This window comes from Planctomonas psychrotolerans, assembly GCF_008642235.1.
Lineage (GTDB): Bacteria > Actinomycetota > Actinomycetes > Actinomycetales > Microbacteriaceae > Planctomonas > Planctomonas psychrotolerans.
Genome location: NZ_SJEV01000001.1, coordinates 499,981 through 520,795 on the forward strand (window position 1 = coordinate 499,981; position 20,815 = coordinate 520,795).

Consider the following 20,815-nt stretch of genomic DNA (forward strand, 5'->3'; position numbering starts at 1 on the left):
GTCGAACTCCTTGTCTTCGGTAGTCGTTGCTAGTTGTCTTCGGTCGTCGATGCGACGGGCGACTTCTCGGCCTCGGTCGCCTCGGACTCGATGCGCGCCTCGGCCTCGGCCGGAGCCTCGACCACGGGCGCGGGGACGAGCTCGTCGTCCGACTTCGCCTCGTTCTTGGCGGACACGTCGGCGTCAACGTCGTTCTCCTCGACGGGCAGCGGCGCTGCCTCGGTCGCGGGGGCGGCGTTGGCGGCCGGTGCGGCATCCGCTGCGGGAGCGGCCGTGTTGCCGGCCTCGAGGAGCTCGCGCTCCCAGTCGGCCATGGGCTCGGGCGCGTCGGTGCCCTCCTCGGGCTTCTGGTGGCGCTGGATGAGGCCCTCGGCTGCAGCGTCGGCGACGATGCGCGTCAGCAGTGCAACGGAGCGGATCGCGTCGTCGTTACCCGGGATGGGGTACTGCACCTCGTCGGGGTCGCAGTTCGTGTCGAGGATGCCGATGACCGGGATGCCCAGCTTCTTGGCCTCGTCGATCGCGAGGTGCTCCTTCTTGGTGTCGACGACCCAGAGAGCCGACGGCGTCTTCGACAGGTTGCGGATACCACCCAGGGTCTTCTCCAGCTTGTCGCGCTCGCGACGCTGGATGAGGAGCTCCTTCTTGGTGTAGCCGCGCGTGGTGTCGTCGAAGTCGACGAGGTCGAGCTCCTTGAGACGGTTCAGACGCTTGTGCACGGTCTGGAAGTTGGTGAGCAGTCCACCGAGCCAGCGCTGGTTGACGTAGGGCTGGCCCACGCGCTGCGCCTGCTCGGCGATGGCCTCCTGCGCCTGCTTCTTCGTACCGACGAAGAGAATGGTGCCGCCGTGGGCGACCGTCTCCTTGACGAAGTCGTAGGCCTTGTCGATGTACCCGAGCGACTGCTGCAGGTCGATGATGTAGATGCCGGAACGCTCGGTGAAGATGAAGCGCTTCATCTTGGGGTTCCAGCGACGGGTCTGGTGCCCGAAGTGAACGCCGCTGTCGAGCAGCTGGCGAATGGTGACGACGGCCATGGCCGTGCTCCTTTTCTCGCGCACGTCCGCGCTCGGCGGGGTGTGTGCGCATGTCGGTTGTTCTGGGCCGCCGGGCGGCGGCTCATCCTGGTGCCCGGCGCGCATCCGCTCCCGTGCCGATTCCGAGGAGGCGGCAGTGTGAGGGAGACCGAGTGGATGCGGTGGCCGAATGGGCACGCGTAGTCAGCGCTATTCGCGCTGCTGTCAAGAATTGTAGCATCGAGCGGGCATCCGGCCCGGAGGAGGCGTCTCGGCGCCCACCGGGAGCGGGTCACCGCCAGCCATGCCCCGGGCCTGCGCCGTGCGGACCTCCTCGCCGCTGGTCAGCGCCGTGCGCTCCCCTTCGCCGTCTTCGGCTTCGTCACGAACAGCGTCTCGGCCTCCTCGAGCGAGATCCCGTTCGTCTCGGGGATCTTCACCAGCACGAAGACGAAGGAGAGCGCCGCGAAGAGCGCGTACATCCCGTAGGTGATGGGTAGCGAGAGGTCCGACATCCACGGGAACGACACCGTGATGAGGAAGTTGGCGATCCACTGCGCCATGGCGGCGACGCCGAGGGCCTTCGCGCGGATGCGGTTCGGGAAGATCTCGCCGAGCAGCACCCAGACGAGCGGCCCCCAGGACGCGCCGAACGCGACGACGAACACGTTGGCGGCGACGAGCGCGATAGGGCCCCACGCTCCTTGCAGCTGCGGCTCGCCGTCGACCATGACGGCCTGGCTGAACGCGAGCGCCATGGTGCCGAGCGACGCGGCCATGCCGATGGACCCGGTGAGCAGGATCGGTCGACGCCCGATCCGGTCGACGAAGGCGATGGCGATGAAGGTGACGGCCACGTTGGTGACGGCGGTGATGACCGAGATGGTGAGAGAGTCCGATTCCTCGAACCCGACGGCCTGCCACAACGTGGTGGAGTAGTAGAAGATCACGTTGATGCCCACGAACTGCTGGAACATCGAGAGCAGGATGCCGATCCAGACGATCGGCATGAGGCCGAAGCGGTTGCCCCGCACGGTGGCGTTCTTGGCCTTGTCCTCCTCGCGGATCTGCGACGCGATGTCCCGCATCGCCTTGTCCACGTCCTCGCTCTTCCAGACGGTGGCGAGGATGCTCCGTGCCTTGTCGGTCTCGCCCCTCTGGGCGAGGAAACGGGGCGACTCCGGGAGGCGGAGGGCGAGTACGCCGTAGACCACGGCCGGAACGGCGCAGGCGATGAACATCCAGCGCCACGCGTCAACCCCGAACCACAGGGGCTCGGATGCGCCACCGGCGGAGTTCGCGAGCACGGCGTCGGAGAGCAGCGCCGCGAAGATGCCGAGCGTGATGGCGAGCTGCTGCAGGGACGCGAGACGGCCGCGGATCATCTTGGGCGAGATCTCGGCGATGTAGGCCGGGGCGACGACCGAGGCGATGCCGATGCCGAGTCCGCCGATCACCCGCCAGATGATGAGGTCCACAACGCCGAAGGCGGCGCCCGCGCCGACGGCGGAGACGAAGAACAGCACCGCGCCGACGAGCATGGTGGGGATGCGCCCGTACCGGTCGGCGATGCGACCGGCGAGGTAGGCGCCCGCCGCGCAGCCCAGCAAGGCGGAGGCGACGGCGAAGCCGGTGAGGAACGCCGAGAGCCCGAAGTCGCCCTGGATGGCGTCGACCGCTCCGTTGACGACCGAGGAGTCGAAGCCGAACAGGAAGCCGCCCACGGCGGCCGAGACGGCGAGGCCGATCACCTTGCGGTTCAGCTTGCGGTCGGCGGCGCTGGTGCGCGCGTCGTCGTGGGTGCCCGGGCGTGCGTCTGCGTCTGCGTCTGCGTCTGCGGCGTCGCGTGCGGATCGTGCTGTGGCCATGTCGAGCTCCTGTCCCCGGGGGGACGCAGCTGTCTCCGATCCCCAACAGGGAACTCTGGCACGAACCTTCCCCCGATGCGGGCCGCGTCGACCGGCGGTCCCCGTCGATGCGGCATCCTCTCCCCATGCGGGAGCACGGGGAGGTCGGCGGGGAGGGTGAGGAGCCGCGCGATCGGACGGGCGGTCGGCGAGGGCCAGAGGGCGGCCGGGGTGGCCGGGGTGGCCGGCGGGCGGCAGGCCGGCCGGGGCGCAGTCGAGAGTCGGGCGTGCCTCGGCACCGCTGGCGATCGCTGTCCGCGGTTCTCGTCGTGCTCTTCGGCGTCCTTTTCGGTGCCGCGCCGCTCGGTGCCGTGCCGCTCGGTGCGGTACCGCTCGGGGGCGGGTCGGTGGTCGCGGCGCTCGATCCGCCCCGGTGGTCGTGGCCGGTCGGTCCGCCGCATGGGATCCTGCGTCCCTACGAGGCGCCTCCCACCCGGTACGCCGCCGGGCATCGGGGCATTGATGTGGGCGCGTCCGTCGGCTCGGAGGTGCGGGCCCCCGCTGCGGGAGTCGTCTCCTTCGCCGGACGGGTCGTGGATCGACCGGTGATCTCGATCACTCACCCGGACGGCGTGATCTCGAGCGTCGAGCCCGTCGCCGCGCTCGTGGCCCGCGGGGAGGACGTGGCCGAGGGGGCGGTGATCGGCACGCTGACCGACGAAGGGGCGCACTGCCGCGCCGGACCGTGCCTGCACCTCGGCGTCCGCGTAAGCGGGGAGTACGTGTCCCCGCTGCTCTTCCTCGGCGAGATACCGCACTCCGTGCTCCTGCCACTCGGCACGGATTCGGTGTTTGATGAGTAGCAGAACCCGGGCATTGCGCCATCCTCACGCGGCGCCCGGCCCGCACACGATGCGCAGAAGGACTCGATCATGCCCGTTCTCACCATCCTCGACGAACTCGAGCACGAGCGGGTCCTGCTGATCCGCGGACCGCGTTCCGGACTTCACATCACCGTCGCCGTCCACTCCACCCGGCTCGGCCCGGCGCTCGGCGGGTGCCGCATGTGGCACTACGAGTCGGGTGACGAGGCGTTGGCGGATGCGCTCCGCCTGTCCGCCGCGATGACGCTGAAGAACGCCACGGCCGGACTCCCCGCGGGCGGCGGCAAGTCGGTCATCCGCGTTCCCGCCAACCGGCCGCTCGACGCGGTGCAGCGACGCGACGCTCTCCTCGACCTCGGCGATGCCATCGAGTCCCTCGGTGGAAGTTACAACACCGCCGAGGACGTGGGCACCACGTCCGAAGACATGGCCGTCGTGCGTGAGCGCACCGCCCACGTCGTGGGCCTTCCGCCCGCGACCGGCGGCGTCGGCGAACCGTCGGAGCCCACGGCGATCGGCGTCTACGCCGCCATCTCGGCCACGGTCGAGCGACTCACCGGGTCCCGGAACGTGGCGGGTCTGCGGTTCACGATCGTGGGTCTCGGTCAGGTGGGATCCCGGCTGGCCCGGCGTCTGACCTCCGAGGGTGCGCGCCTGACGGTCACCGACGTGTACCCGGGCAAGCGGGCGCTCGCCGACGAGCTCCATGCGGACTGGGTGGAGCCGCAGAGCGCCCACCTCGTGGAGACGGACGTCTTCGTGCCCGCCGGCGTGGGCGGCATCCTCACCGCCGAGGTCATCGACTCGCTCCGCTGCCGCGCCGTGGTGGGCCCGGCCAACAACCAGCTGGCCGAAGAATCGGGCGCCGACCGGCTTGCCGGTCGCGGCATCCTCTGGGCGCCGGACTTCGTCGTGAATGCGGGCGGAGTGATCTACCTGCACTTCATGAACGAGCCGGGTGCGGGACTCAGCGAGGTGATGGAGCGCGTCGAACGCATCGGGGATACCCTCCGCGCGCTGTACGAAGCGGCGGATGCGCGCGGCATCACCCCCGCCGATGCGGCCCGGCACCTCGCCGCCGAGCGCCTCGCGGCCGTTTCGACCCCGGCCCCGGCTGTCGCCTGACCCGCCCACCTCCACGGTCCATGAGCCTGTCGCCCACGGTCCCTGAGCCTGTCGAAGGGACATCACGCAACCCACGACGCTTCGACAAGCACAGCGTCCGCATGCTCCCGCCCCACGGTCCCTGAGCCCGTCGAAGGGACGACCCCACGGTCCCTGAGCCCGTCGAAGGGACGCACGGCAACCCACGACGCTTCGACAAGCTCAGCGTCCATATGGTCCCCACCTCCACGGTCCCTGAGCCTGTCGAAGGGACGACCCCACGGAGCCTGTCGAAGGGACGCACGGCAACCCACGACGCTTCGACAAGCTCAGCGTCCGTATGGTTCCGTCAGCGGGATGCCCGCAACCCACGACGCTTCGACAAGCTCAGCGCCCGTATGGACGCTACGCCCGGGGATGCGCGTTGAGGTAACTCTGCCGCAAGCGGTCGGTGGAGACGTGCGTGTAGATCTGCGTCGTGCCGAGGCTCGCGTGCCCGAGCATTTCCTGCACCGCACGCAGGTCCGCGCCACCGTCGAGGAGGTGGGTTGCCGCCGTGTGACGGAGGGCGTGCGGACCCGACGGGCCGCTCCCCTGCACGTCGGCGAGCAGCTCCGCCACGAGGCGGTACACCGTGCGGGGCCCGAGTCGCCCGCCCCGGCTGCCCAGGAAGAGCGCAGCACCCGACGTGGGCGCCGCCAGCTCGGGCCTTCCGCGGTGCAGGTAGTCGACCACCGCTCGCTGCGCCGGGACGCCGAACGGCACGACGCGTTCCTTCGACCCCTTACCCGTCACCCGGAGCGTCAACCGCTCGTGGTCGAGATCGGCGAGGTCGAGTCCGGTGAGCTCGGAGACGCGGAGCGCCGACGCGTACAGCACCTCGATGATCGCCACATCCCGCACCGCCACCGGATCACCGTCGGCCGCTCTCGCCTGCAGGCCGCTCAGCAGGGAATCGAGTTGCTCCGTGCCGAGCACTCGCGGCAACGTGCGGCCCGGTTTCGGGGCGCGCAGGCGCGTCGCCGTGTCGGCGGTCGTCGCGCCCTCCCGCTTCAACCAGGCCGAGAGCCCCTTGGCCGCCGCCGCCCGGCGCGCGAGGGTCGCCTTGGCGAGCCCCGCCTGCGAGCCGTTCCACAACCAGTCGCGCAGCACCTCCAGATCGAGCTCGGCCGCGTCGGTCACCGACTGCTCGCCGGCGAACTTCAGCAGGTCGGCGAGATCCGATCGATAGGACCGCACGGTGTGGGCCGAGTACCCGCGCTCGGCCGACAGGAACTGCGCGTACCGCTCCACCGCTCGCTCGAGTTCCATGTCTCTAGCGTCCCGCATACGGGGCCGGGGACGGAACGGCGCGCGGCGGGAACGTCCGGTAAGGAACGGCCGCGCCGTCTGTCATCCCACGTCTCTTCGCCAGTGCAGCCGAGGCCACGCTCGACGAACCCGCCTCCGTCGTGTCGGCCCGGCACGGATGGCCCGCGGAGGCCTTGACTCCCGTCGAGCAGCGCCGCCACGCTGATAGTCGTCCGTTCGGCGCTCGCGGGACCGCTCGGGTGATCGGCGCGTCGAACGGGGACGAGCAGCATGCGAAAGGAGAAAGACATGTCCGACACCTCACCGCTTCGCGGCCTCGCGCAGGTCAACCTCTCGGCGGAGAACGTGGCCGAAGCGCGCGACTGGTACTCGCGCTTCCTCGGCGTACAGCCGTACTTCCAGCAGCCGGATGCCGAGAGTCCCGCGTACGTCGAGTTCCGACTGGGCGACTACCAGCACGAGTTGGGGATCATCGACCGCAGATACCTGCCACCGGCGAGCACCGCGGAACCAACCGGTGCCATCGTCCGCTGGCACGTCGACGATGTGGCAGCGACGATGGAGGGTTTGATCGGCCTGGGCGCGACCGTCCACGAGCCCGCGACGGAACGGGGCGAGGGCTTCGTCACCGCGTCGGTGGTCGACCCATTCGGCAACATCCTCGGCGTGATGTACAGCCCGCACTACCTCAGCACGCTCGAGCACCCAGCTCCGGCCTGACTCGTGCCGAGGTGACGAGCACCCAGTACGCGAACGTTCTCGTCCCCATCACCGACCGGGTCAACGCCGCCTCACCCATCCCGTCGACTTCTCCACGACCGCATCCTCCAGTTCCAGCCGCCCGAGGCAGCCCTGCACGGCGGCGACCGAGAGTCCGGAGCGCCGCGCGATGTCGAGCACGATACGAGCAGAGCGGGCACTCATCGCGTCCAGCACCCGCACATCGTCACGGGTGCGGCCAACCCCTGCTCCCTCCCATTCCGATGACGGATGCGGTGACGGCGGAACGAATGCTGCCTCGGGCATCAGCTCCGCCATCTCCTCGGCATTGGTGACGCACACGGCGTCGTAGTCCCGGATGAGGCGGTGGCACCCAGCGGATGCGGGAGACGTCACCGGTCCGGGCACGGCGCCGAGCGGACGCCCCAGCGCTGCGGCATGCCCGGCGGTGTTCAGCGATCCCGATCGCCAGCCCGCCTCGAGCACCACGGTCGCCTGACTGGTCGCCGCGATGAGTCGGTTGCGCTGCAGGAAGCGCCATTTGGTCGGTGCTGATCCGCAGGGCAACTCCGAGATCACCGCTCCTTCCTCCACCATCCGGCCGAGTAGGGCATCGTGGCCGCTGGGGTAGAAGCGGTCCACCCCGCCGGCCAGGAACGCCACCGTGACTCCCCCGCTCGCGAGAGCCGCCCGATGGGCCATGCCGTCGATCCCGTACGCGGCACCCGACACGATGGCGAGTCCGCGGTCGACGAGTCCCGCCGACGCCTCCATCGCCACATGCTCGCCGTACCCGGTGGCGGCGCGGGCGCCCACCAACGCGACGGAACGGCCGAGTGCCGGCAGCACCGCCTCCCGGCCGCGCAGCCACAGCGCCAGCGGCGCGTGCTCGCCGAGGTCGTCCACGCCGTCCGGCCAGTGCGGCCCGCCCGGCACCAGAATGCGCGTGCCGATGCGAGCTGCCTGCCGGAGGGCTCGAACGGCGGTGTCGATGTCGACGCGGGGCCGCCACCGATCGAGGGCCTGTCCGACATCCCCGGCTCCGAGCATCGCCTCGGCCGTTTCACCGGCGGTCCGCGCGCTGGACAGGATGCGTCCCACCGGCCACTGCTCCAGAAGCGCGTCGAGCAGGAGGGGCGCGCCGAGCGCGGCGGTCAGTGCACCGGCGGCACGGTCACCCGGCTCGGCGATGCCCGTGAGAGCGGACCGGGCGAAGATCTCGGCCGCGCTCGGCCGGCTCGACTCCGACTCCCCACGCCCAGAAGACTCCCCACGCCCGGCAGCCTCCCCACGCCCGGCAGCCTCCCCACGCCCGGGAGCCTCCGCCGCCCCGGGCGCCACTGCCGCCACCAGTGCGTCGACCATCGACGCGTCGAGACCGAAGAGGACGCCGGTCACGACATCGCCCGTCGAAGGAACAGTGCCCTGCCCACATGGTCGGGCGACGGTCGACCCTCGCCGTCGAGGTCGGCGAGGGTCCAGCTGAGGCGGAGCACCCGGTCGTAGCCCCGCATGGTGATGCCGCCGCGTTCGAGAGCGCGATCGAGCGCCGCTGTCGCTCGCCCGCCGAGCGCCGCCGTGCCATTGCGGAGCCACGAGCCCGGTACCTGGGAGTTGAGCGTCCACGGTGTCGCACGAAGGCGCTCGCGCGCAGCCGCCCGGGCCGCGGTGACACGGGCACGCCCGTCGGCCGTCGACATGCGCGGTCCATCGGTGGACAGCGCGAGTTGTGCGGCGGTGACCTGGCGCACCCCGAGCTGGATGTCGATGCGATCGAGCAACGGACCGGAGATGCGCGCCAGGTACCGCCGCCTCGCGTTCGGAGGGCACATGCACGACGCATCCTGCGCTCCGTACTGCCCGCAGGGGCAGGGATTCGCGGCCATGACGAGTTGGAACCGCCCAGGGAAGTGCGCCACCGCACTCGCACGATGGATGCTGATGCGGCCGGACTCGAGGGGCTGCCGCAGGCAGTCGAGCACCGCCATCGAGAACTCGGGCGCCTCGTCGAGGAAGAGCACGCCGTGCGTCGCACGCACCGCCGCGCCCGGCCTGATCTGCCCGCTTCCCCCACCCACCATCGCGGCCGCAGTGGCGGTGTGGTGCGGACTCTCGAGCGGCGGTCGGGTCACGAGGCTGCTGCCCACGGCCAATCCCGCGAGGGACCGGATGGAGCTCACCTCTAACGCCTCGGCGGGCTCCAGATCCGGAAGAAGCCCGGGCAACCGGCTCGCGAGCATGGTCTTCCCCGCGCCCGGTGGCCCCAGGAGGAACACGTGATGAGCGCCAGCAGCGGCGGCGAGCAGTGCTCCGATCGCCTCCTCATTGCCGACGATGTCGGTGAGGTCGAGGTGCTCGGCCGCTGCCTCATGCCCCTCCGGTGTGCCCACCCGTTCGATGGGCTCCACCGGGACCGGTTGGTACTCGCCACCGTGCCAGATCGCGGCATCCCGCAGCGACGCCACCGGGACCACGCGCACGTCCGGCACGAGGGAGGCCTCATCGGCATTGCCGGTGGGCACCATCACCACGCGGTGGCCGGCGCGGGATGCCGCGAGCACAGCGGGCAGTACCCCGTTGACCGGGCGGAGTCGCCCATCCAGTCCGAGCTCGCCCACGTGCACGACCCGCTCCACCGATTCCGCATGCACACTGCCCGCCGCCGCGAGGATGGAGACCGCGATCGCGAGGTCGAAACCCGACCCGTGCTTCGGCAGCGCCGCCGGCGAGAGATTCACCGTGAGCTTGTGGCTCGGCAGGGCGCAACCGGAGTTCGATGCCGCCGACCGCACGCGGTCTTTCGCCTCTCCCAGAGCGGTGTCGGGGAGCCCGATGAGCACGAAGCCCGGCAGGCCGGCGGAGATGTCGCTCTCCACCTCCACCACTGCGCCCGTCAGTCCGAGGAGCGCCACGGACAGGGTGCGCCCCACGCCCATCAGAACACGCCCTCGAGGTGCTCGATCGTCGGAGCGGCCCCGGGTGGGGCGAGAACGGCGACCGCGTCGATGCGAATGCGGCGACGGGTGGCGCCGTGCTGCTCGCACCACTCGCCCGCCAGTCGGCGCAGGCGAGCCAGCTTCGCCACCGTGATCGCCTCGAAGGGGTGCCCGAACGCGGTTCCCGACCGGGTCTTCACCTCCACGAAGACCGTGTCATCACCGCGTTGCACGACGAGGTCGATCTCGCCCTGCTCGCACCGCCAATTGCGGTCGAGCACCGCATAGCCCTGCTCGGTCAGTCGCTCGGCGACGAGCTGCTCACCCCACCTACCGAGTTCGTCCTTCGCCGCCATGTCGACCTCCGGCACCAGAGTGGCAAGCCTGGGAGATCGAATGAACCGGCGATGTGTGATCTGTGCACACCGCCCCGTCGGGACGGTGTGGGGAGAAGCACCGCCCCCGGGGCGACGCGCGTCCCCGGGGGCGGTCGGCGACCGGGCTTCACGGTCTCATTGCGCACCACTCGTGCCTTTTTCGCGCTGCTGAGCCTTCGGGCACTCCTCCCGCTCGCTCAGACTCCGACGACGTAGGTGAGAGCGGCCCAGACGGAGACCGCGGTCACGGTAGTCCAGAGGACGATCGCCACGGCCTGCCAGAGCAGCACCCATCCCCGGGGAGTTCCGCTGGCGATCAGGATGGACGACGTGATCTGCGTCGGGATCGCAAGGGGACCGAGGATGCTCGCGCCGGGGACGCCGAAACGAACGAGCCACCCCTTGACGCGCCGCCGACCCTTCGACTCCGGCTCGGCCGGCACCGCATCCTGGTCCGCAGCGATCCGCTCGTCCCCCCAGGACTCCGGGGTTCCTCCGGCGCCCGCCGTAGCGCTGACGCGGGTCGTGCGACGGTTCACCGCAGCCGTGCGAGCCCGGGACGTGAGGGATACCACCAGCATCACGGAGGCGAAGTTGCCGACAGCGGCGGCGAGGGCGGCGGCGATGGGGTTGAGGCCACCGACGATGCCGATCATCGAGGCGAGCTCGCCCTCGATGAACGGGACGGTTCCAGCGAGCATCACGATGACGGGCTGGAGGATCTCGGGCACATGGTCCACGAGGTCTTGGAAGTTGCGGATGAGGTCCTGAACAGGATTCACGATTCTAGAAGATCCTTCATTGTGCGGGCGAAAAGGGAGCGGGTTTTCGCTTCCGACCTCAGTAGAAACCGTGTTCTCGGAACAGGGTCAAGTAGTTCCCGACCTCGTCGTCCGCTCGGGGTCGGGAGGCTCCGCGCGAGCCGTTCTGCACGGTGCTGCTGGGCGCCTCAGGCGCATCTGCCGTCGACGACGAAACGACCGCGGGAAGCCGCTTGACCATGTGCTCGGAACAGGGTCTTAGATGAAGGGCACGAGAGAGGGACCACAGACATGGCGTGGAGCACACGGGAGATCGCGGATCTCGCGGGGACGACCGTGAACGCCGTGCGCCACTACCACCGCGTGGGCGTGCTCGAGGAACCCGATCGCATGTCCAACGGGTACAAGCAGTACGAGGTTCGGCATCTGGTCCGCCTTCTGCAGATCCGCCGACTGCGCGACCTGGGGGTGCCCGTCGACCGGATCGAACAGGTGGGGTTCAGCGGCCAAACCCCCATGGCGGCGCTGACGGCGATCGATGCGGATCTCGCGAAGAGCATTGAGCGGCTGCAGCGTGCTCGCGCCGAGATCAAGGCGATCCTCCTCGGCTCGTCCGTAACGGACCTGCCCCCGGGTTTCGAGGGTGTCGCGTCGAAGCTGTCTACGCCCGAGCGCTCGCTCGTTCTCATCTACTCCCAGCTGTACGACGAGGAGGCGATGGCTGATGTCCGCGAGATGATCGAGTCCGAGCCGGACGATGTCGGCGGGGCGTTCGCCTCCCTGGCCCCCGACGCGGATGAGCGCACGCGTCAGCAGGTGGCCGAGCAGTACGCGCCCGTCATCGCGAGAACCTTGACGGACTACCCCTGGCTGAGTGATCAGACCGGCCACGTCTCCAAGAGCCCCGAGGCGACGCAGGAGACGGTTGCACAGTCGGTCGCTGCCCTCTACAACCCCGCGCAGCTCGATGTGCTCGTCCGTGCAAGCCGCATCGCGCATGAGCAGATGCGACAGCGCGAAACGGACCCGGTCGACGAGGAGAGCACGTCCGAATAGGCAGTGTCGGTACGTTGCGGGTCTCAGTCCGAGGAAAGGGCGAGCGGGCGAACTACTCGTCGAGCGCGAGTTCCTTGGGCAGCTCGAACTCCTTGGAGGACAGCTCCTCCACGTTCACGTCCTTGAACGTGAGCACGCGCACGCTCTTGACGAAGCGGTCGGAGCGGTAGACGTCCCACACCCAGACGTCGGTCATCGTCAGTTCGAAATAGAAGTCGTGCTCGGTATCGCGACGCACGAGTTCGACCTCGTTGGCCAGGTAGAACCTGCGCTCCGTCTCGACCACGAACTTGAATTGGCCCACCACGTCACGGTATTCCCGGTACAGCGCCAGTTCGACTTCGCGGTCGTAGTCCTCGAATTCGTCGTCATCCATGGTGAGCCAATCCTACGACCTCGCCAGCAGCGGTTCGCCCTCGGCGGTGCGCAGCCAGGTGCGACGGTGGAAGTCCGACGGTCCGTGCTCCGCGATCGCGGCCATGTGCTCGGTGCTCCCGTACCCCTTGTTGCCGGCCCAGCCGTAGCGCGGTTCGACCGCGTGCCGGTCGATCATGAGGCGGTCGCGGTGCACCTTGGCGATCACCGAGGCGGCGGCGACGGAGGCGCAGTCCCGGTCGGCCTTGATGCGGGTCTGCACGGGCACCGGCGCGGGCAGCGCCCGGTTCACGTAGTCCCAGTTGCCGTCGAGCAGCACCACGGCCTCGCTCACCGGCGCACCCAGTTCGGCCAGCGCCTCGAGGGCGCGCCGAGCCGCGAGCCCGAGGCACGCGGTGAGGCCGATGGCATCCACCTCGTCGCAGGTGGCGAGGCCCACGGCGGAATGCAGCGACCAGGAAGCGGCGAGGGGCGCGAGTTCCTCGCGTCGTTTCTCGCTCAGCATCTTGGAGTCGCGGAGCCCCGCGGGGATGCGACGGCGGGTGGGGGCGATGAGTGCCGCACCTACGGCGACGGGTCCGGCGATGGCGCCCCTGCCGACCTCGTCGAGCCCGATCACGTAACGGGCGCCGGATGCGAACATCTTCCGCTCCACCCGCATCGTGGGGTCGGCCACCGGCGTCATCTAGCGTCCCTCGGTCTCCACGCCGCGGAAGGTGATCTCGTAGTTGTCGAGCCACTCCCAGCGCGCGATCGGCCAGCTGATCAGCAGCGCCCGGCCGACGACATCGTCGAGCGGCACGAACCCCTCGCTCGGCGTCTCCCGCTGGTAGCGCGAGTCCTTGGAGTTGTAGCGGTTGTCACCCATCACCCAGAGCGAGTCCGCGGGCACGGTGACATCGAAGCTGTCCTGCGACACCGCGGTCTCCCCGGGCGGCAGCACCACGTACGGCTCCTTGAGCGGCACGTCGTTCACCGAGAGCTGTCCGAACTCGTTGCAGCACACCACGTGGTCGCCGGGCATGCCGATCACGCGCTTGATGAGGTGGTCGTTGCTGTCCGGCGCCGAGAGGCCCACGAGCGCCAGCACCCAGTCCACACCGGCGGCGAGCGGGTTCTGCTGCGGCGCGGCGACCGGTGCGAGCCAGTTGCCCGGATCGCGGAAGACCACGATGTCGCCGTGCTCGAGCGCCATCAGATCGGGCGCGAGCTGGTTGACGATGATGCGGTCGTTCTCGACGAGCGTGTCGGACATCGACTCCGAGGGGATGTAGAACGACCGGATGAGGAACGTCTTGATGAGTACCGACACGAGCAGGGCGACCACGAAAATCACGAGGATGTCGCGGACGAACAATTTCCAGCCCGTCAGTCGGGGTTTGCCGTTCTTGCCCACTGTCTTCATATCCGTGGGCACCGTACTATCCGTCATTTAACCGCCTGAGCTCCCCAGCAATAGTAGTCGCTGGGGAGCTCGGCGGTTTCACGCGGGAAGCCTAGTTGAAGCGCTTCTCCTTGATCTTGGCCTTCTTGCCGCGGAGTTCGCGGAGGAAGTAGAGCTTGGCGCGACGCACGTCACCGCGGGTGACGACCTCGATGTGATCGATCACCGGGGAGTGCACCGGGAAGGTGCGCTCGACGCCCACCTGGAAGGAGACCTTGCGAACGCAGAAGGTCTCGCGAACGCCCTCGCCCTGACGGCCGATGACGACGCCCTGGAACACCTGGATGCGCGAACGCGTGCCCTCGACGATGTTGACGTGGACCTTGACGGTGTCACCGGCGCGGAACTCGGGGATGTCCGACCGCAGCGATGCCTTGTCGACGGAGTCAAGAATGTGCATGGTGTTCGCTCTCTGCAACCGCCACAGGTCGACTGCGAATCAGGAAATACAAGAATGGGAATCGGCCCGCCGATACGCCGACTCCCCTGTGGCAGGGTCAGCCGCGAGCACAAAGATTCATTCTGACACGTGCGGCAGGATAAGACAAAAGGCGTGCGGCTCGATCCGGGCGTGGCGGCCCGGGTGTTCAGCGCTCGTCGCGCCTCAGCGTTCGTCGCGCTTCGGCGAGTCGGTCGGGTCGAGGCGGATGACGCGTGCGGTGCCGCGTCCGTCCGGCCCCTTCCACAGGGCGGGACCGCTTCCGGGTGCCGCCCCGCTGGCGTCACGCTCCAACGTCTCCATGACCGTGCGCACGCGCTTGCGGGTTTCCCGCAGGAATTGCCACACCGCGATCCAGAACGCCGCCACGCCCACGATCACCGTGAGTGCGCCGAACAGGTTCGCCAGCACGGTGGAAAGACCCTCCGAGTCGCTGCCCGCGACCTGGGTGAACGCCGACGTGCCGCCCTCCCCGGATGCGCCGACATCGACCACGAAGAAGCCCAGCGCGAGAATGCAGAGGTGCCACACACCCACGGCGGCCACGTCGAGCCAACTCACCGCGCGGGTACTGCGCACGTCCTTGCGAGCCGAGATCATGCCGGCCACCATGAGCATCGAGATGGCGAGGATCGGGGCCAGGATGACCAGCAGCACGAACTGCCAGCCCACGGTCGCGCCGAACAGTCCCCGGCCCACGAGCACCCACAGCGGAAGCAGGAGTGCCGCGACGAACTGCCAGTAGAAGAAGGCGCGACGGGCGATCATGGCATTCAGGATACGGCGTGCAGGTCCATCCGAACTGACCGTTCCATCGGTCCGCGTGTGACCGGGCCGCCCGCGTACGGAACCGCCGATCAACCGGAGTTCCGGTGCGCCAACTAAAGTGTTCCCGTGATTGAACTGAGGACACCGGCCGAACTCGACGCCATGCGACCCGCTGGACGGTTCGTCGCCGATACACTCACCCGTCTGGCCGACGCGGCCGACGTGGGAGTGAACCTGCTGCAGCTGGATGCGATGGCGCACGACCTCATCCGCAAGCGCGGCGCGGAATCCTGCTACATCGACTACCACCCGTCGTTCGGCGCGAGCCCCTTCGGCAAGGTGCTCTGCACCTCGGTGAACGACGCGGTGCTGCACGGTCTCCCCTTCGACTACGTGCTGCGCGACGGCGACGTGGTGAGCCTCGACTTCGCCGTGGCGGTGGACGGCTGGGTGGCGGATTCGGCCCTCACGGTGATCGTGGGCACTCCCCGACCCGAAGACACGCGCCTGGTGCAGGTGACCACCGCCGCGCTCGAGGCCGGTATCGCCGCGGCGCAACCGGGCGGCCGGGTGGGCGACATCTCCGCCGCGATCGGCGCGGTGGCCGCGGATGCCGGCTACACCGTCAACACCGACTTCGGCGGACACGGGGTGGGACGCACGATGCACGGCGACCCGCACATCGCGAACAGCGGGCGGGCCGGGCGCGGGGTGCCCCTGCGCCCGGGCCTGGTGATCGCGATCGAGCCGTGGTTCCTGCAGACGACGAATCGCATCTTCACCGATCCCGACGGATGGACCCTCCGCAGCGAGGATGGCTCGCGCGGCGCGCACATGGAGCACACCATCGCTATCACGGCCGACGGTCCGGTCGTGCTCACCGCCCGCGACTGAGCCTGTCGAAGGGCGGTCCTGAGCCCGTCGAAGGGCGGTCCCTGAGCCCGTCGAAGGGCGGTCCCTGAGCTCGTCGAAGGGCGGTCCCTGAGCCCGTCGAAGGGACGCTACGCGACGTCCCTTCGACAAGCTCGGGGACCGTAATGACCGGCAGGGACCGTAGTAGGCCGCGGGGTCAGGCGTCGAGGGGCGGGAGGAGGTCGGGGCGTACGCGCCGGGTACGCTCCAGCTGCTGCTCGCGACGCCACGCGGCGATGGCACCGTGATTGCCGCTCAGCAGCACCGGCGGCACATCGAGGCCGCGCCAACTGGCCGGCTTGGTGTAGCTCGGGTACTCGAGCAACCCATCCGAGTGGCTCTCCTCGATGAGGCTCTGCGGGTTGCCGACCACGCCGGGCAGCAGGCGGCCAATGGCCTCCATCATGGCGAGCACCGCGACCTCGCCACCGTTGAGCACGTAGTCGCCGAGGCTCACGAGCCGCACGCGGGCGCGCTCGGCCGTGGAGTCGAAAACGCGGGAGTCGATGCCCTCGTAGCGACCGCAGCCGAACACGAGATGCGGCTCGCGAGCGAGCTCCTCGGCCATCGACTGCGTGAACAGCTCGCCCGCCGGTGACGGGAAGATCACCACCGGAGCGGCGTCCCCGTCCATCGCGGGAATGATGCTGTCGAGCGCCTCACCCCACGGCTCCGGCTTCATGACCATGCCCGCGCCGCCACCGTAAGGCGTGTCGTCCACGGTCCGATGGCGGTCGTGCGTGAAGTCGCGGAGGTCGTGCGTGACGAGTTCGAGGAGACCGGATGCGCGGGCCTTGCCGAGCAGGGAGATGTCGAGCACGTCGAAGTACTCGGGGAAGATCGAAACGATGTCGACGCGCACGGGTGGTCAGTCGCCGGGCGTGCGCGGAGCCGAATCCGGAGCGGCGTCGGGAGCTGCCTCATCCCCGTCGGCCTCGAGAACTGCGTCATCGGCTTCGACGTCCGGAGCAGCGTCCGTCGTCGTCGAGACGTCGGCATCCGGAGTCGAAGCATCAACGTCCTCGGGAGCGGCGTCCTCGGTCTCGGGGATCTCCTCGAAGAGTCCGGCGGGCGGCGTGACCGTCACGGTGCGGCGCGCCATGTCGACGGAGGGCACGATCGCCTTCACGAACGGGACCATGACCTCGCCCGACGGAGTGGCGACCAGAAGGATGTCCTGAGCGGGGAAGTGTTCGACCCGCGTCACCGTTCCGACCTCGATCCCGTCGCGCACGACGGAGAGCCCCACGAGCTGGTGGTCGTACCAGGCGTCTTCCTCGTCCGACTGCTCGGTCTCGTCCTGGCTGATCCAGAGGATCGCCTTCACGAGCGTTTCCGCCTCGGTGCGATCGGTGATCCCCTTGAAGAAGACGACGGGCTGGCTGTTGTACCAGCGCAGCTCGACGACCTCGAGAGTCTTGCCCCGCCATCTGGATCCGGTGGGAACCTGCAGGGTGAACACCGCGCCCGGCACGAATCGTCGTGCCGGGTCGTCGGTGTACAACTCCAGCTTGAGGGCGCCCTTCAGGCCGTGGGCCTTCGTGAGGCGACCGACCCGGAGCTCGGTCTGCTTGCTAGGAATCGGTGTCCACCACGTCCACGCGAACGCGCTTGCCGTCGGCCAGCGCGGTGATGAGCGTGCGGAGCGCCTTCGCGGTGCGGCCGGCGCGACCGATCACCCGACCGAGATCGTCGGGGTGCACCCGCACTTCGAGCACGTTCCCGCGAGGGGACGACTTCGACACGACGCGGACCTCATCCGGCTGTTCGACGATGCCCTTGACGAGGTGTTCGAGCGCGGGAGCGAGCATGGGTTACGCCTGCTCGCTGTCGGAAGCTGCAGCCTCGTCCTCGGCGGGAGCCTCGGTCTTGGCGGCGGGAGCCTCGGCGGGCTTCTCGGTCTTGGGCTTCAGGACCGGCTTCTTCTTCTCGTCGGCGACGAACGCCTCCTTGGGCTCCTTCGTCTTGACGGTGCTGACGGCGTCCTTGTCACCCTTGAACTGTCCCCAGTCACCGGTGAGCTTGAGCAGCGCGGCGACCTGCTCGGTCGGCTGAGCGCCGACGCCGAGCCAGTACTGCGCGCGAGCGGAGTCGACCGTGATGAGCGACGGCTCCTCGGTGGGGTGGTACTTGCCGATCTCCTCGATGACGCGACCATCGCGCTTGGTGCGCGAGTCGGCGACGACGATGCGGTAGTAGGGCGCGCGAATCTTGCCCATGCGCTTGAGACGGATCTTTACAGCCACAATTCTCCTGAATTTTTTCGTGTGTGGTTGAACTGATGGCCGTGAGCGTGGGGGCACACTCGGCACGAGCTCGAAGGGGAATCTGCGGAACGATGTAGAGGGTCGGCACCGTCAGACTCGACAGACCATTGTGACAGATTTCCGCAGGGTTCGGGTAATCGCACCGTACGGCACACGCACCGCCGACTCGCCCGGACCGCCGAGCTCCTCCCGTCGGGCGGCGCGCGCCTCCGCGATCGGCCGGAAAGGGCGTTCTCCGCGGAGTGTCAGACGCCGGCGCGGACGCGGCGGCGCGAGAGGGCGACGCCGACGAGACAGATCGCGCCGCCGAGCACCGCGACGAGCGTCGGCACCTCGCCGAACGCCAGGAAGCCCATGCCGATCGCGAGCGGGGGAACGATGTAGGTGGACACGCCGAGCCGCCCCGCGGGCATCCGGGACAGCGCGTATCCCCACGTGGTGAAGGCCAGCGCGGTGGGCACCGCACCGAGGTAGACGACTCCGAGGATGCTGAGCGGCGTCGAGCTCTGCACGTCGCGCAGGAGGTCACCCGCGAAGGGCAGGCAGGCGACGAGCCCGATCACGCACCCGAGCCAGGTCACCTGCACGGATGACATCCGACGCAGCGTGGGCTTCTGCGCGAGCACACCGACCGCGTAGCTGAGCGCGGCGGCGAGGCACCACAGCACGCCGGAGATGTTCCCGAGCGTCGCTCCGCCGGTGGCGATGCCGATGAGCAGTACGCCGGCGAACGCCACGACGGCGCCGATGAGAAGCCACTTCGGCAGGCCCTCCCCCAGCACCAGGCCCGCACCGAAGGCGATGAGGATGGGCGCCACGTTCACGATCATCGCGGTGGTACCGGCGTCGAGGGTGAGTTCCGCCGTGTTGAGGGCGACGTTGTAGACGCCGAACCAGGTGATGCCGAACAGCACGATGAGCAGCCACTCGCGGCGGGTCGGCGCCACCCAGGGTTGGCGCACGACCACGAGGGTGAGGCAGGCGGCGCCCACGAGGAGGCGACCGAGCGCGAGTGAGCCGGGTGAGAAGTCGTGTCCCACGCCCCGGATGACGATGAACGCGCTGGCCCACGCCACGATCGTGACCGCGATGGCGGCGAGCACACGCGGGGACGGTGTCGACTCCCCGGGCGGGGAGACGGTGAGCGGGGTGGTCGTGGTCATCGGCCCACCGTATCGCCGAGGAGACCGATCCTTCCGGCGCTGATCGGACATGGCAATCGAGCGACGTTCCTCGACCGCTTCCGGGGTCCGTCGCGCCGATCGCCGAACATCCGCGCGGGCTGTTACGCCGCGCATCCGCGCCCGTTACAGAAGCTCCGCTCGCGTGTCAGGATTGACCCGATCCGCTCCGCGCGGCTATGTCGAAGGGTGGGCACATGGAGATCGAGTTCGCGCCCTCACGTCGATCGACGATCGGCATCGAGTGGGAGCTGGCCTGCGTCGACCACTCCAGCGGCGAACTCTCCCCCGCCGCACCCGCGGTGCTCGACGCCCTCGGTCGAGGTGGAGACACGTTCCCGCACGTCGCCGCCGAGCTGCTCACCAACACCGTCGAGGTGGTGAGCGACGTGCACGACGACGTGGCCGGTGCGGTGCGGGATCTCGCCGTGACCATCGATGCGGTGCGCGAGGTCGTCGACCCGATGGGCGTGGAGCTTCTCTGCGCCGGCACGCATCCGTTCAGCCAGTGGTTCTCGCAGGACGTCACGCCGGGCAAGGAGCGCTACGCGACGCTCATCGACCGCACCCAGTGGTGGGGCCGGCAGATGATGATCTGGGGCGTGCACGTGCACGTCGGCATCGAGTCCCGCGACAAGGTCCTGCCCATCCTCAACGGCCTTCTCGCCTACATCCCGCACTTCCAGGCGCTGTCGGCGTCCAGTCCGTTCTGGGTCGGCGAGGAGACCGGCTACGCGTCGAACCGCGCACTCATGTTCCAGCAGTTGCCCACCGCGGGCCTTCCTCCCCAGTTCGGCGCGTGGGCGAACTACGAGGAGATGGTGGGCGACATGCTGCACACCGGAGTGATCGACCACTACAGCGAGCTGCGGTGGGACATCCGGCCGTCGCCCAAGTGGGGCACCATCGAGGTGCGCGTGTTCGACGGCGTTTCGTCGGTGCGCGAGGTCGCCGCGCTCGCCGCGCTCGTGCAGTGCCTGATCGAGGAGTTCTCGACCGCGCTCGACGACGGCAAGGACATCCCGCAGATGCAGCCGTGGTTCGTGCGCGAGAACAAGTGGCGAGCCGCCCGGTACGGGATGGACGCGATCATCATCCAGGATGCCGCGGGCAATGAGTGCCTGGTGTCCGATGACACCCGGCGCGTGCTCGCCCGGCTCGAGCCGATCGCCGAGCGGCTCGGCTGCCTCGACGAGTTGCGCGACGTGGCGGGCATCCTCGAGCGCGGGGCGAGCTACCAGCGCCAGCTGGCCGTTGCCAGGGAGCACGGCGGCAGCCTGAAGGCCGTGGTGGCGTCGCTCGTGCGCGAACTCCGCGACGGCCTCCCCGCGTAGCGCTCGGCGTACGGCCCGCGGACCCTGAGCCTGTCGAAGGGTCGTTCCGTGTCTCCCCTCGGACCCTGAGCCTGTCGAAGGGT

Annotated in this window: 23 protein-coding genes; 6 read left to right on the forward strand and 17 right to left on the reverse strand. The window is 69.2% G+C overall.

The genetic code is table 11. The annotated features are described in order from the left end of the window. Positions 1-29: 29 nt before the first annotated feature. Positions 30-1,037, reverse strand: coding sequence for a 30S ribosomal protein S2 (gene rpsB, locus EY822_RS02170; protein ID WP_150306770.1), 1,008 nt, complete (start codon positions 1,035-1,037; stop codon positions 30-32). 323 nt (positions 1,038-1,360) lie between these two features. Further along, the gene (locus tag EY822_RS02175) at positions 1,361-2,884 is read right to left on the reverse strand and encodes a sugar porter family MFS transporter (protein ID WP_150306771.1); all 1,524 of its coding nucleotides are present in this window, start codon (positions 2,882-2,884) and stop codon (positions 1,361-1,363) included. Positions 2,885-3,150: 266 nt separating this feature from the next. Here EY822_RS02175 and EY822_RS02180 point away from each other — a divergent pair, with 266 nt between their 5' ends. Together EY822_RS02180 and EY822_RS02185 are read left to right on the forward strand one after the other, a co-directional pair. Beyond that, on the forward strand, positions 3,151-3,726 hold the full coding sequence (locus tag EY822_RS02180) for a murein hydrolase activator EnvC family protein (RefSeq protein ID WP_227496955.1): 576 nt from the start codon (positions 3,151-3,153) through the stop codon (positions 3,724-3,726). 69 nt (positions 3,727-3,795) lie between these two features. Further along, positions 3,796-4,872 (forward strand): Glu/Leu/Phe/Val dehydrogenase family protein, encoded by a 1,077-nt coding sequence (locus tag EY822_RS02185; protein WP_150306773.1) that lies wholly within the window; start codon positions 3,796-3,798, stop codon positions 4,870-4,872. Between the two features lie 384 nt (positions 4,873-5,256). Here the strand turns inward: EY822_RS02185 and EY822_RS02190 are convergent, their stop codons facing one another. Further along, positions 5,257-6,162: a tyrosine recombinase XerC gene (locus EY822_RS02190; protein WP_150306774.1), complete on the reverse strand. Its 906-nt coding sequence runs from the start codon at positions 6,160-6,162 to the stop codon at positions 5,257-5,259. A 288-nt stretch (positions 6,163-6,450) separates the two neighbouring features. Between EY822_RS02190 and EY822_RS02195 the strand changes: the two genes are divergently transcribed. Continuing rightward, positions 6,451-6,882, forward strand: coding sequence for a VOC family protein (locus EY822_RS02195; RefSeq protein ID WP_150306775.1), 432 nt, complete (start codon positions 6,451-6,453; stop codon positions 6,880-6,882). Between the two features lie 60 nt (positions 6,883-6,942). On the opposite strand, the gene dprA is transcribed toward EY822_RS02195, so the two are convergent. The 4 genes from dprA to EY822_RS02215 all read right to left on the reverse strand — a co-directional run bounded on the left by dprA (position 6,943) and on the right by EY822_RS02215 (position 10,977). Next, on the reverse strand, positions 6,943-8,280 hold the full coding sequence (gene dprA / locus EY822_RS02200) for a DNA-processing protein DprA (RefSeq protein WP_227496956.1): 1,338 nt from the start codon (positions 8,278-8,280) through the stop codon (positions 6,943-6,945). After that, complete coding sequence (locus EY822_RS02205; RefSeq protein ID WP_150306776.1) at positions 8,277-9,818, reverse strand: YifB family Mg chelatase-like AAA ATPase; 1,542 nt, start codon at positions 9,816-9,818, stop codon at positions 8,277-8,279. The genes dprA and EY822_RS02205 overlap by 4 nt, the downstream gene beginning before the upstream one ends. Further along, a complete protein-coding gene (locus EY822_RS02210; RefSeq protein ID WP_150306777.1) occupies positions 9,818-10,174 on the reverse strand; it encodes a YraN family protein in 357 nt (118 codons plus the stop codon). The genes EY822_RS02205 and EY822_RS02210 overlap by 1 nt, the downstream gene beginning before the upstream one ends. A 218-nt stretch (positions 10,175-10,392) precedes the next feature. Beyond that, positions 10,393-10,977: a small multidrug efflux protein gene (locus EY822_RS02215; protein WP_319803458.1), complete on the reverse strand. Its 585-nt coding sequence runs from the start codon at positions 10,975-10,977 to the stop codon at positions 10,393-10,395. 270 nt (positions 10,978-11,247) lie between these two features. Between EY822_RS02215 and EY822_RS02220 the strand changes: the two genes are divergently transcribed. After that, positions 11,248-12,012 carry a MerR family transcriptional regulator gene (locus tag EY822_RS02220; protein WP_150306779.1) on the forward strand — a complete coding sequence of 255 codons (765 nt, stop codon included), beginning with the start codon at positions 11,248-11,250 and terminating at the stop codon, positions 12,010-12,012. A 52-nt stretch (positions 12,013-12,064) separates the two neighbouring features. Here EY822_RS02220 and EY822_RS02225 read toward each other — a convergent pair whose 3' ends face one another. From EY822_RS02225 to EY822_RS02240, 5 genes are all read right to left on the reverse strand, one after another. Further along, complete coding sequence (locus EY822_RS02225) at positions 12,065-12,388, reverse strand: DUF2469 domain-containing protein (protein WP_150306780.1); 324 nt, start codon at positions 12,386-12,388, stop codon at positions 12,065-12,067. A gap of 12 nt (positions 12,389-12,400) precedes the next feature. Further along, entirely contained in the window at positions 12,401-13,072 is a 672-nt protein-coding gene (locus EY822_RS15250) for a ribonuclease HII (protein WP_227496957.1), read from the reverse strand. After that, positions 13,073-13,819, reverse strand: coding sequence for a signal peptidase I (gene lepB, locus EY822_RS15255; RefSeq protein ID WP_227496958.1), 747 nt, complete (start codon positions 13,817-13,819; stop codon positions 13,073-13,075). It lies immediately after the preceding gene. Positions 13,820-13,883: 64 nt separating this feature from the next. Continuing rightward, positions 13,884-14,231 carry a 50S ribosomal protein L19 gene (gene rplS, locus EY822_RS02235; RefSeq protein ID WP_150306781.1) on the reverse strand — a complete coding sequence of 116 codons (348 nt, stop codon included), beginning with the start codon at positions 14,229-14,231 and terminating at the stop codon, positions 13,884-13,886. Between the two features lie 204 nt (positions 14,232-14,435). Continuing rightward, the gene (locus EY822_RS02240) at positions 14,436-15,038 is read right to left on the reverse strand and encodes an MFS transporter (protein WP_150306782.1); all 603 of its coding nucleotides are present in this window, start codon (positions 15,036-15,038) and stop codon (positions 14,436-14,438) included. A 126-nt stretch (positions 15,039-15,164) separates the two neighbouring features. Here EY822_RS02240 and map point away from each other — a divergent pair, with 126 nt between their 5' ends. Further along, positions 15,165-15,932: a type I methionyl aminopeptidase gene (map, locus tag EY822_RS02245; protein WP_150306783.1), complete on the forward strand. Its 768-nt coding sequence runs from the start codon at positions 15,165-15,167 to the stop codon at positions 15,930-15,932. Positions 15,933-16,107: 175 nt separating this feature from the next. On the opposite strand, the gene trmD is transcribed toward map, so the two are convergent. The 5 genes from trmD to EY822_RS02270 form a co-directional block, all read right to left on the reverse strand. After that, a complete protein-coding gene (gene trmD / locus EY822_RS02250) occupies positions 16,108-16,812 on the reverse strand; it encodes a tRNA (guanosine(37)-N1)-methyltransferase TrmD (protein ID WP_150306784.1) in 705 nt (234 codons plus the stop codon). Between the two features lie 6 nt (positions 16,813-16,818). Beyond that, positions 16,819-17,532: a ribosome maturation factor RimM gene (gene rimM / locus EY822_RS02255; protein WP_150306785.1), complete on the reverse strand. Its 714-nt coding sequence runs from the start codon at positions 17,530-17,532 to the stop codon at positions 16,819-16,821. Beyond that, complete coding sequence (locus EY822_RS02260; protein WP_150306786.1) at positions 17,525-17,761, reverse strand: RNA-binding protein; 237 nt, start codon at positions 17,759-17,761, stop codon at positions 17,525-17,527. The genes rimM and EY822_RS02260 overlap by 8 nt, the downstream gene beginning before the upstream one ends. 3 nt (positions 17,762-17,764) lie before the next feature. Continuing rightward, positions 17,765-18,196: a 30S ribosomal protein S16 gene (gene rpsP, locus EY822_RS02265; protein WP_150306787.1), complete on the reverse strand. Its 432-nt coding sequence runs from the start codon at positions 18,194-18,196 to the stop codon at positions 17,765-17,767. A 266-nt stretch (positions 18,197-18,462) separates the two neighbouring features. Beyond that, positions 18,463-19,380, reverse strand: coding sequence for a DMT family transporter (locus tag EY822_RS02270; protein WP_150306788.1), 918 nt, complete (start codon positions 19,378-19,380; stop codon positions 18,463-18,465). 215 nt (positions 19,381-19,595) lie between these two features. Between EY822_RS02270 and EY822_RS02275 the strand changes: the two genes are divergently transcribed. Beyond that, positions 19,596-20,732 carry a glutamate--cysteine ligase gene (locus tag EY822_RS02275; RefSeq protein ID WP_150306789.1) on the forward strand — a complete coding sequence of 379 codons (1,137 nt, stop codon included), beginning with the start codon at positions 19,596-19,598 and terminating at the stop codon, positions 20,730-20,732. Positions 20,733-20,815: the final 83 nt, after the last annotated feature.

Coding starts and splice junctions, on each gene's coding strand:
- EY822_RS02260 (WP_150306786.1), bottom strand. CDS start 17,761: ATGCTCGCTCCCGCGCTCGAACACCTCGTCAAGGGCATCGTCGAACAG.
- EY822_RS15250 (WP_227496957.1), bottom strand. CDS start 13,072: ATGACGCCGGTGGCCGACCCCACGATGCGGGTGGAGCGGAAGATGTTC.
- EY822_RS02270 (WP_150306788.1), bottom strand. CDS start 19,380: ATGACCACGACCACCCCGCTCACCGTCTCCCCGCCCGGGGAGTCGACA.
- EY822_RS02185 (WP_150306773.1), top strand. CDS start 3,796: ATGCCCGTTCTCACCATCCTCGACGAACTCGAGCACGAGCGGGTCCTG.
- lepB (WP_227496958.1), bottom strand. CDS start 13,819: ATGACGGATAGTACGGTGCCCACGGATATGAAGACAGTGGGCAAGAAC.
- EY822_RS02210 (WP_150306777.1), bottom strand. CDS start 10,174: ATGGCGGCGAAGGACGAACTCGGTAGGTGGGGTGAGCAGCTCGTCGCC.
- rplS (WP_150306781.1), bottom strand. CDS start 14,231: ATGCACATTCTTGACTCCGTCGACAAGGCATCGCTGCGGTCGGACATC.
- EY822_RS02190 (WP_150306774.1), bottom strand. CDS start 6,162: ATGGAACTCGAGCGAGCGGTGGAGCGGTACGCGCAGTTCCTGTCGGCC.
- EY822_RS02275 (WP_150306789.1), top strand. CDS start 19,596: ATGGAGATCGAGTTCGCGCCCTCACGTCGATCGACGATCGGCATCGAG.
- EY822_RS02225 (WP_150306780.1), bottom strand. CDS start 12,388: ATGGATGACGACGAATTCGAGGACTACGACCGCGAAGTCGAACTGGCG.
- EY822_RS02240 (WP_150306782.1), bottom strand. CDS start 15,038: ATGATCGCCCGTCGCGCCTTCTTCTACTGGCAGTTCGTCGCGGCACTC.
- EY822_RS02175 (WP_150306771.1), bottom strand. CDS start 2,884: ATGGCCACAGCACGATCCGCACGCGACGCCGCAGACGCAGACGCAGAC.
- EY822_RS02205 (WP_150306776.1), bottom strand. CDS start 9,818: ATGGGCGTGGGGCGCACCCTGTCCGTGGCGCTCCTCGGACTGACGGGC.
- rpsB (WP_150306770.1), bottom strand. CDS start 1,037: ATGGCCGTCGTCACCATTCGCCAGCTGCTCGACAGCGGCGTTCACTTC.
- EY822_RS02220 (WP_150306779.1), top strand. CDS start 11,248: ATGGCGTGGAGCACACGGGAGATCGCGGATCTCGCGGGGACGACCGTG.
- EY822_RS02195 (WP_150306775.1), top strand. CDS start 6,451: ATGTCCGACACCTCACCGCTTCGCGGCCTCGCGCAGGTCAACCTCTCG.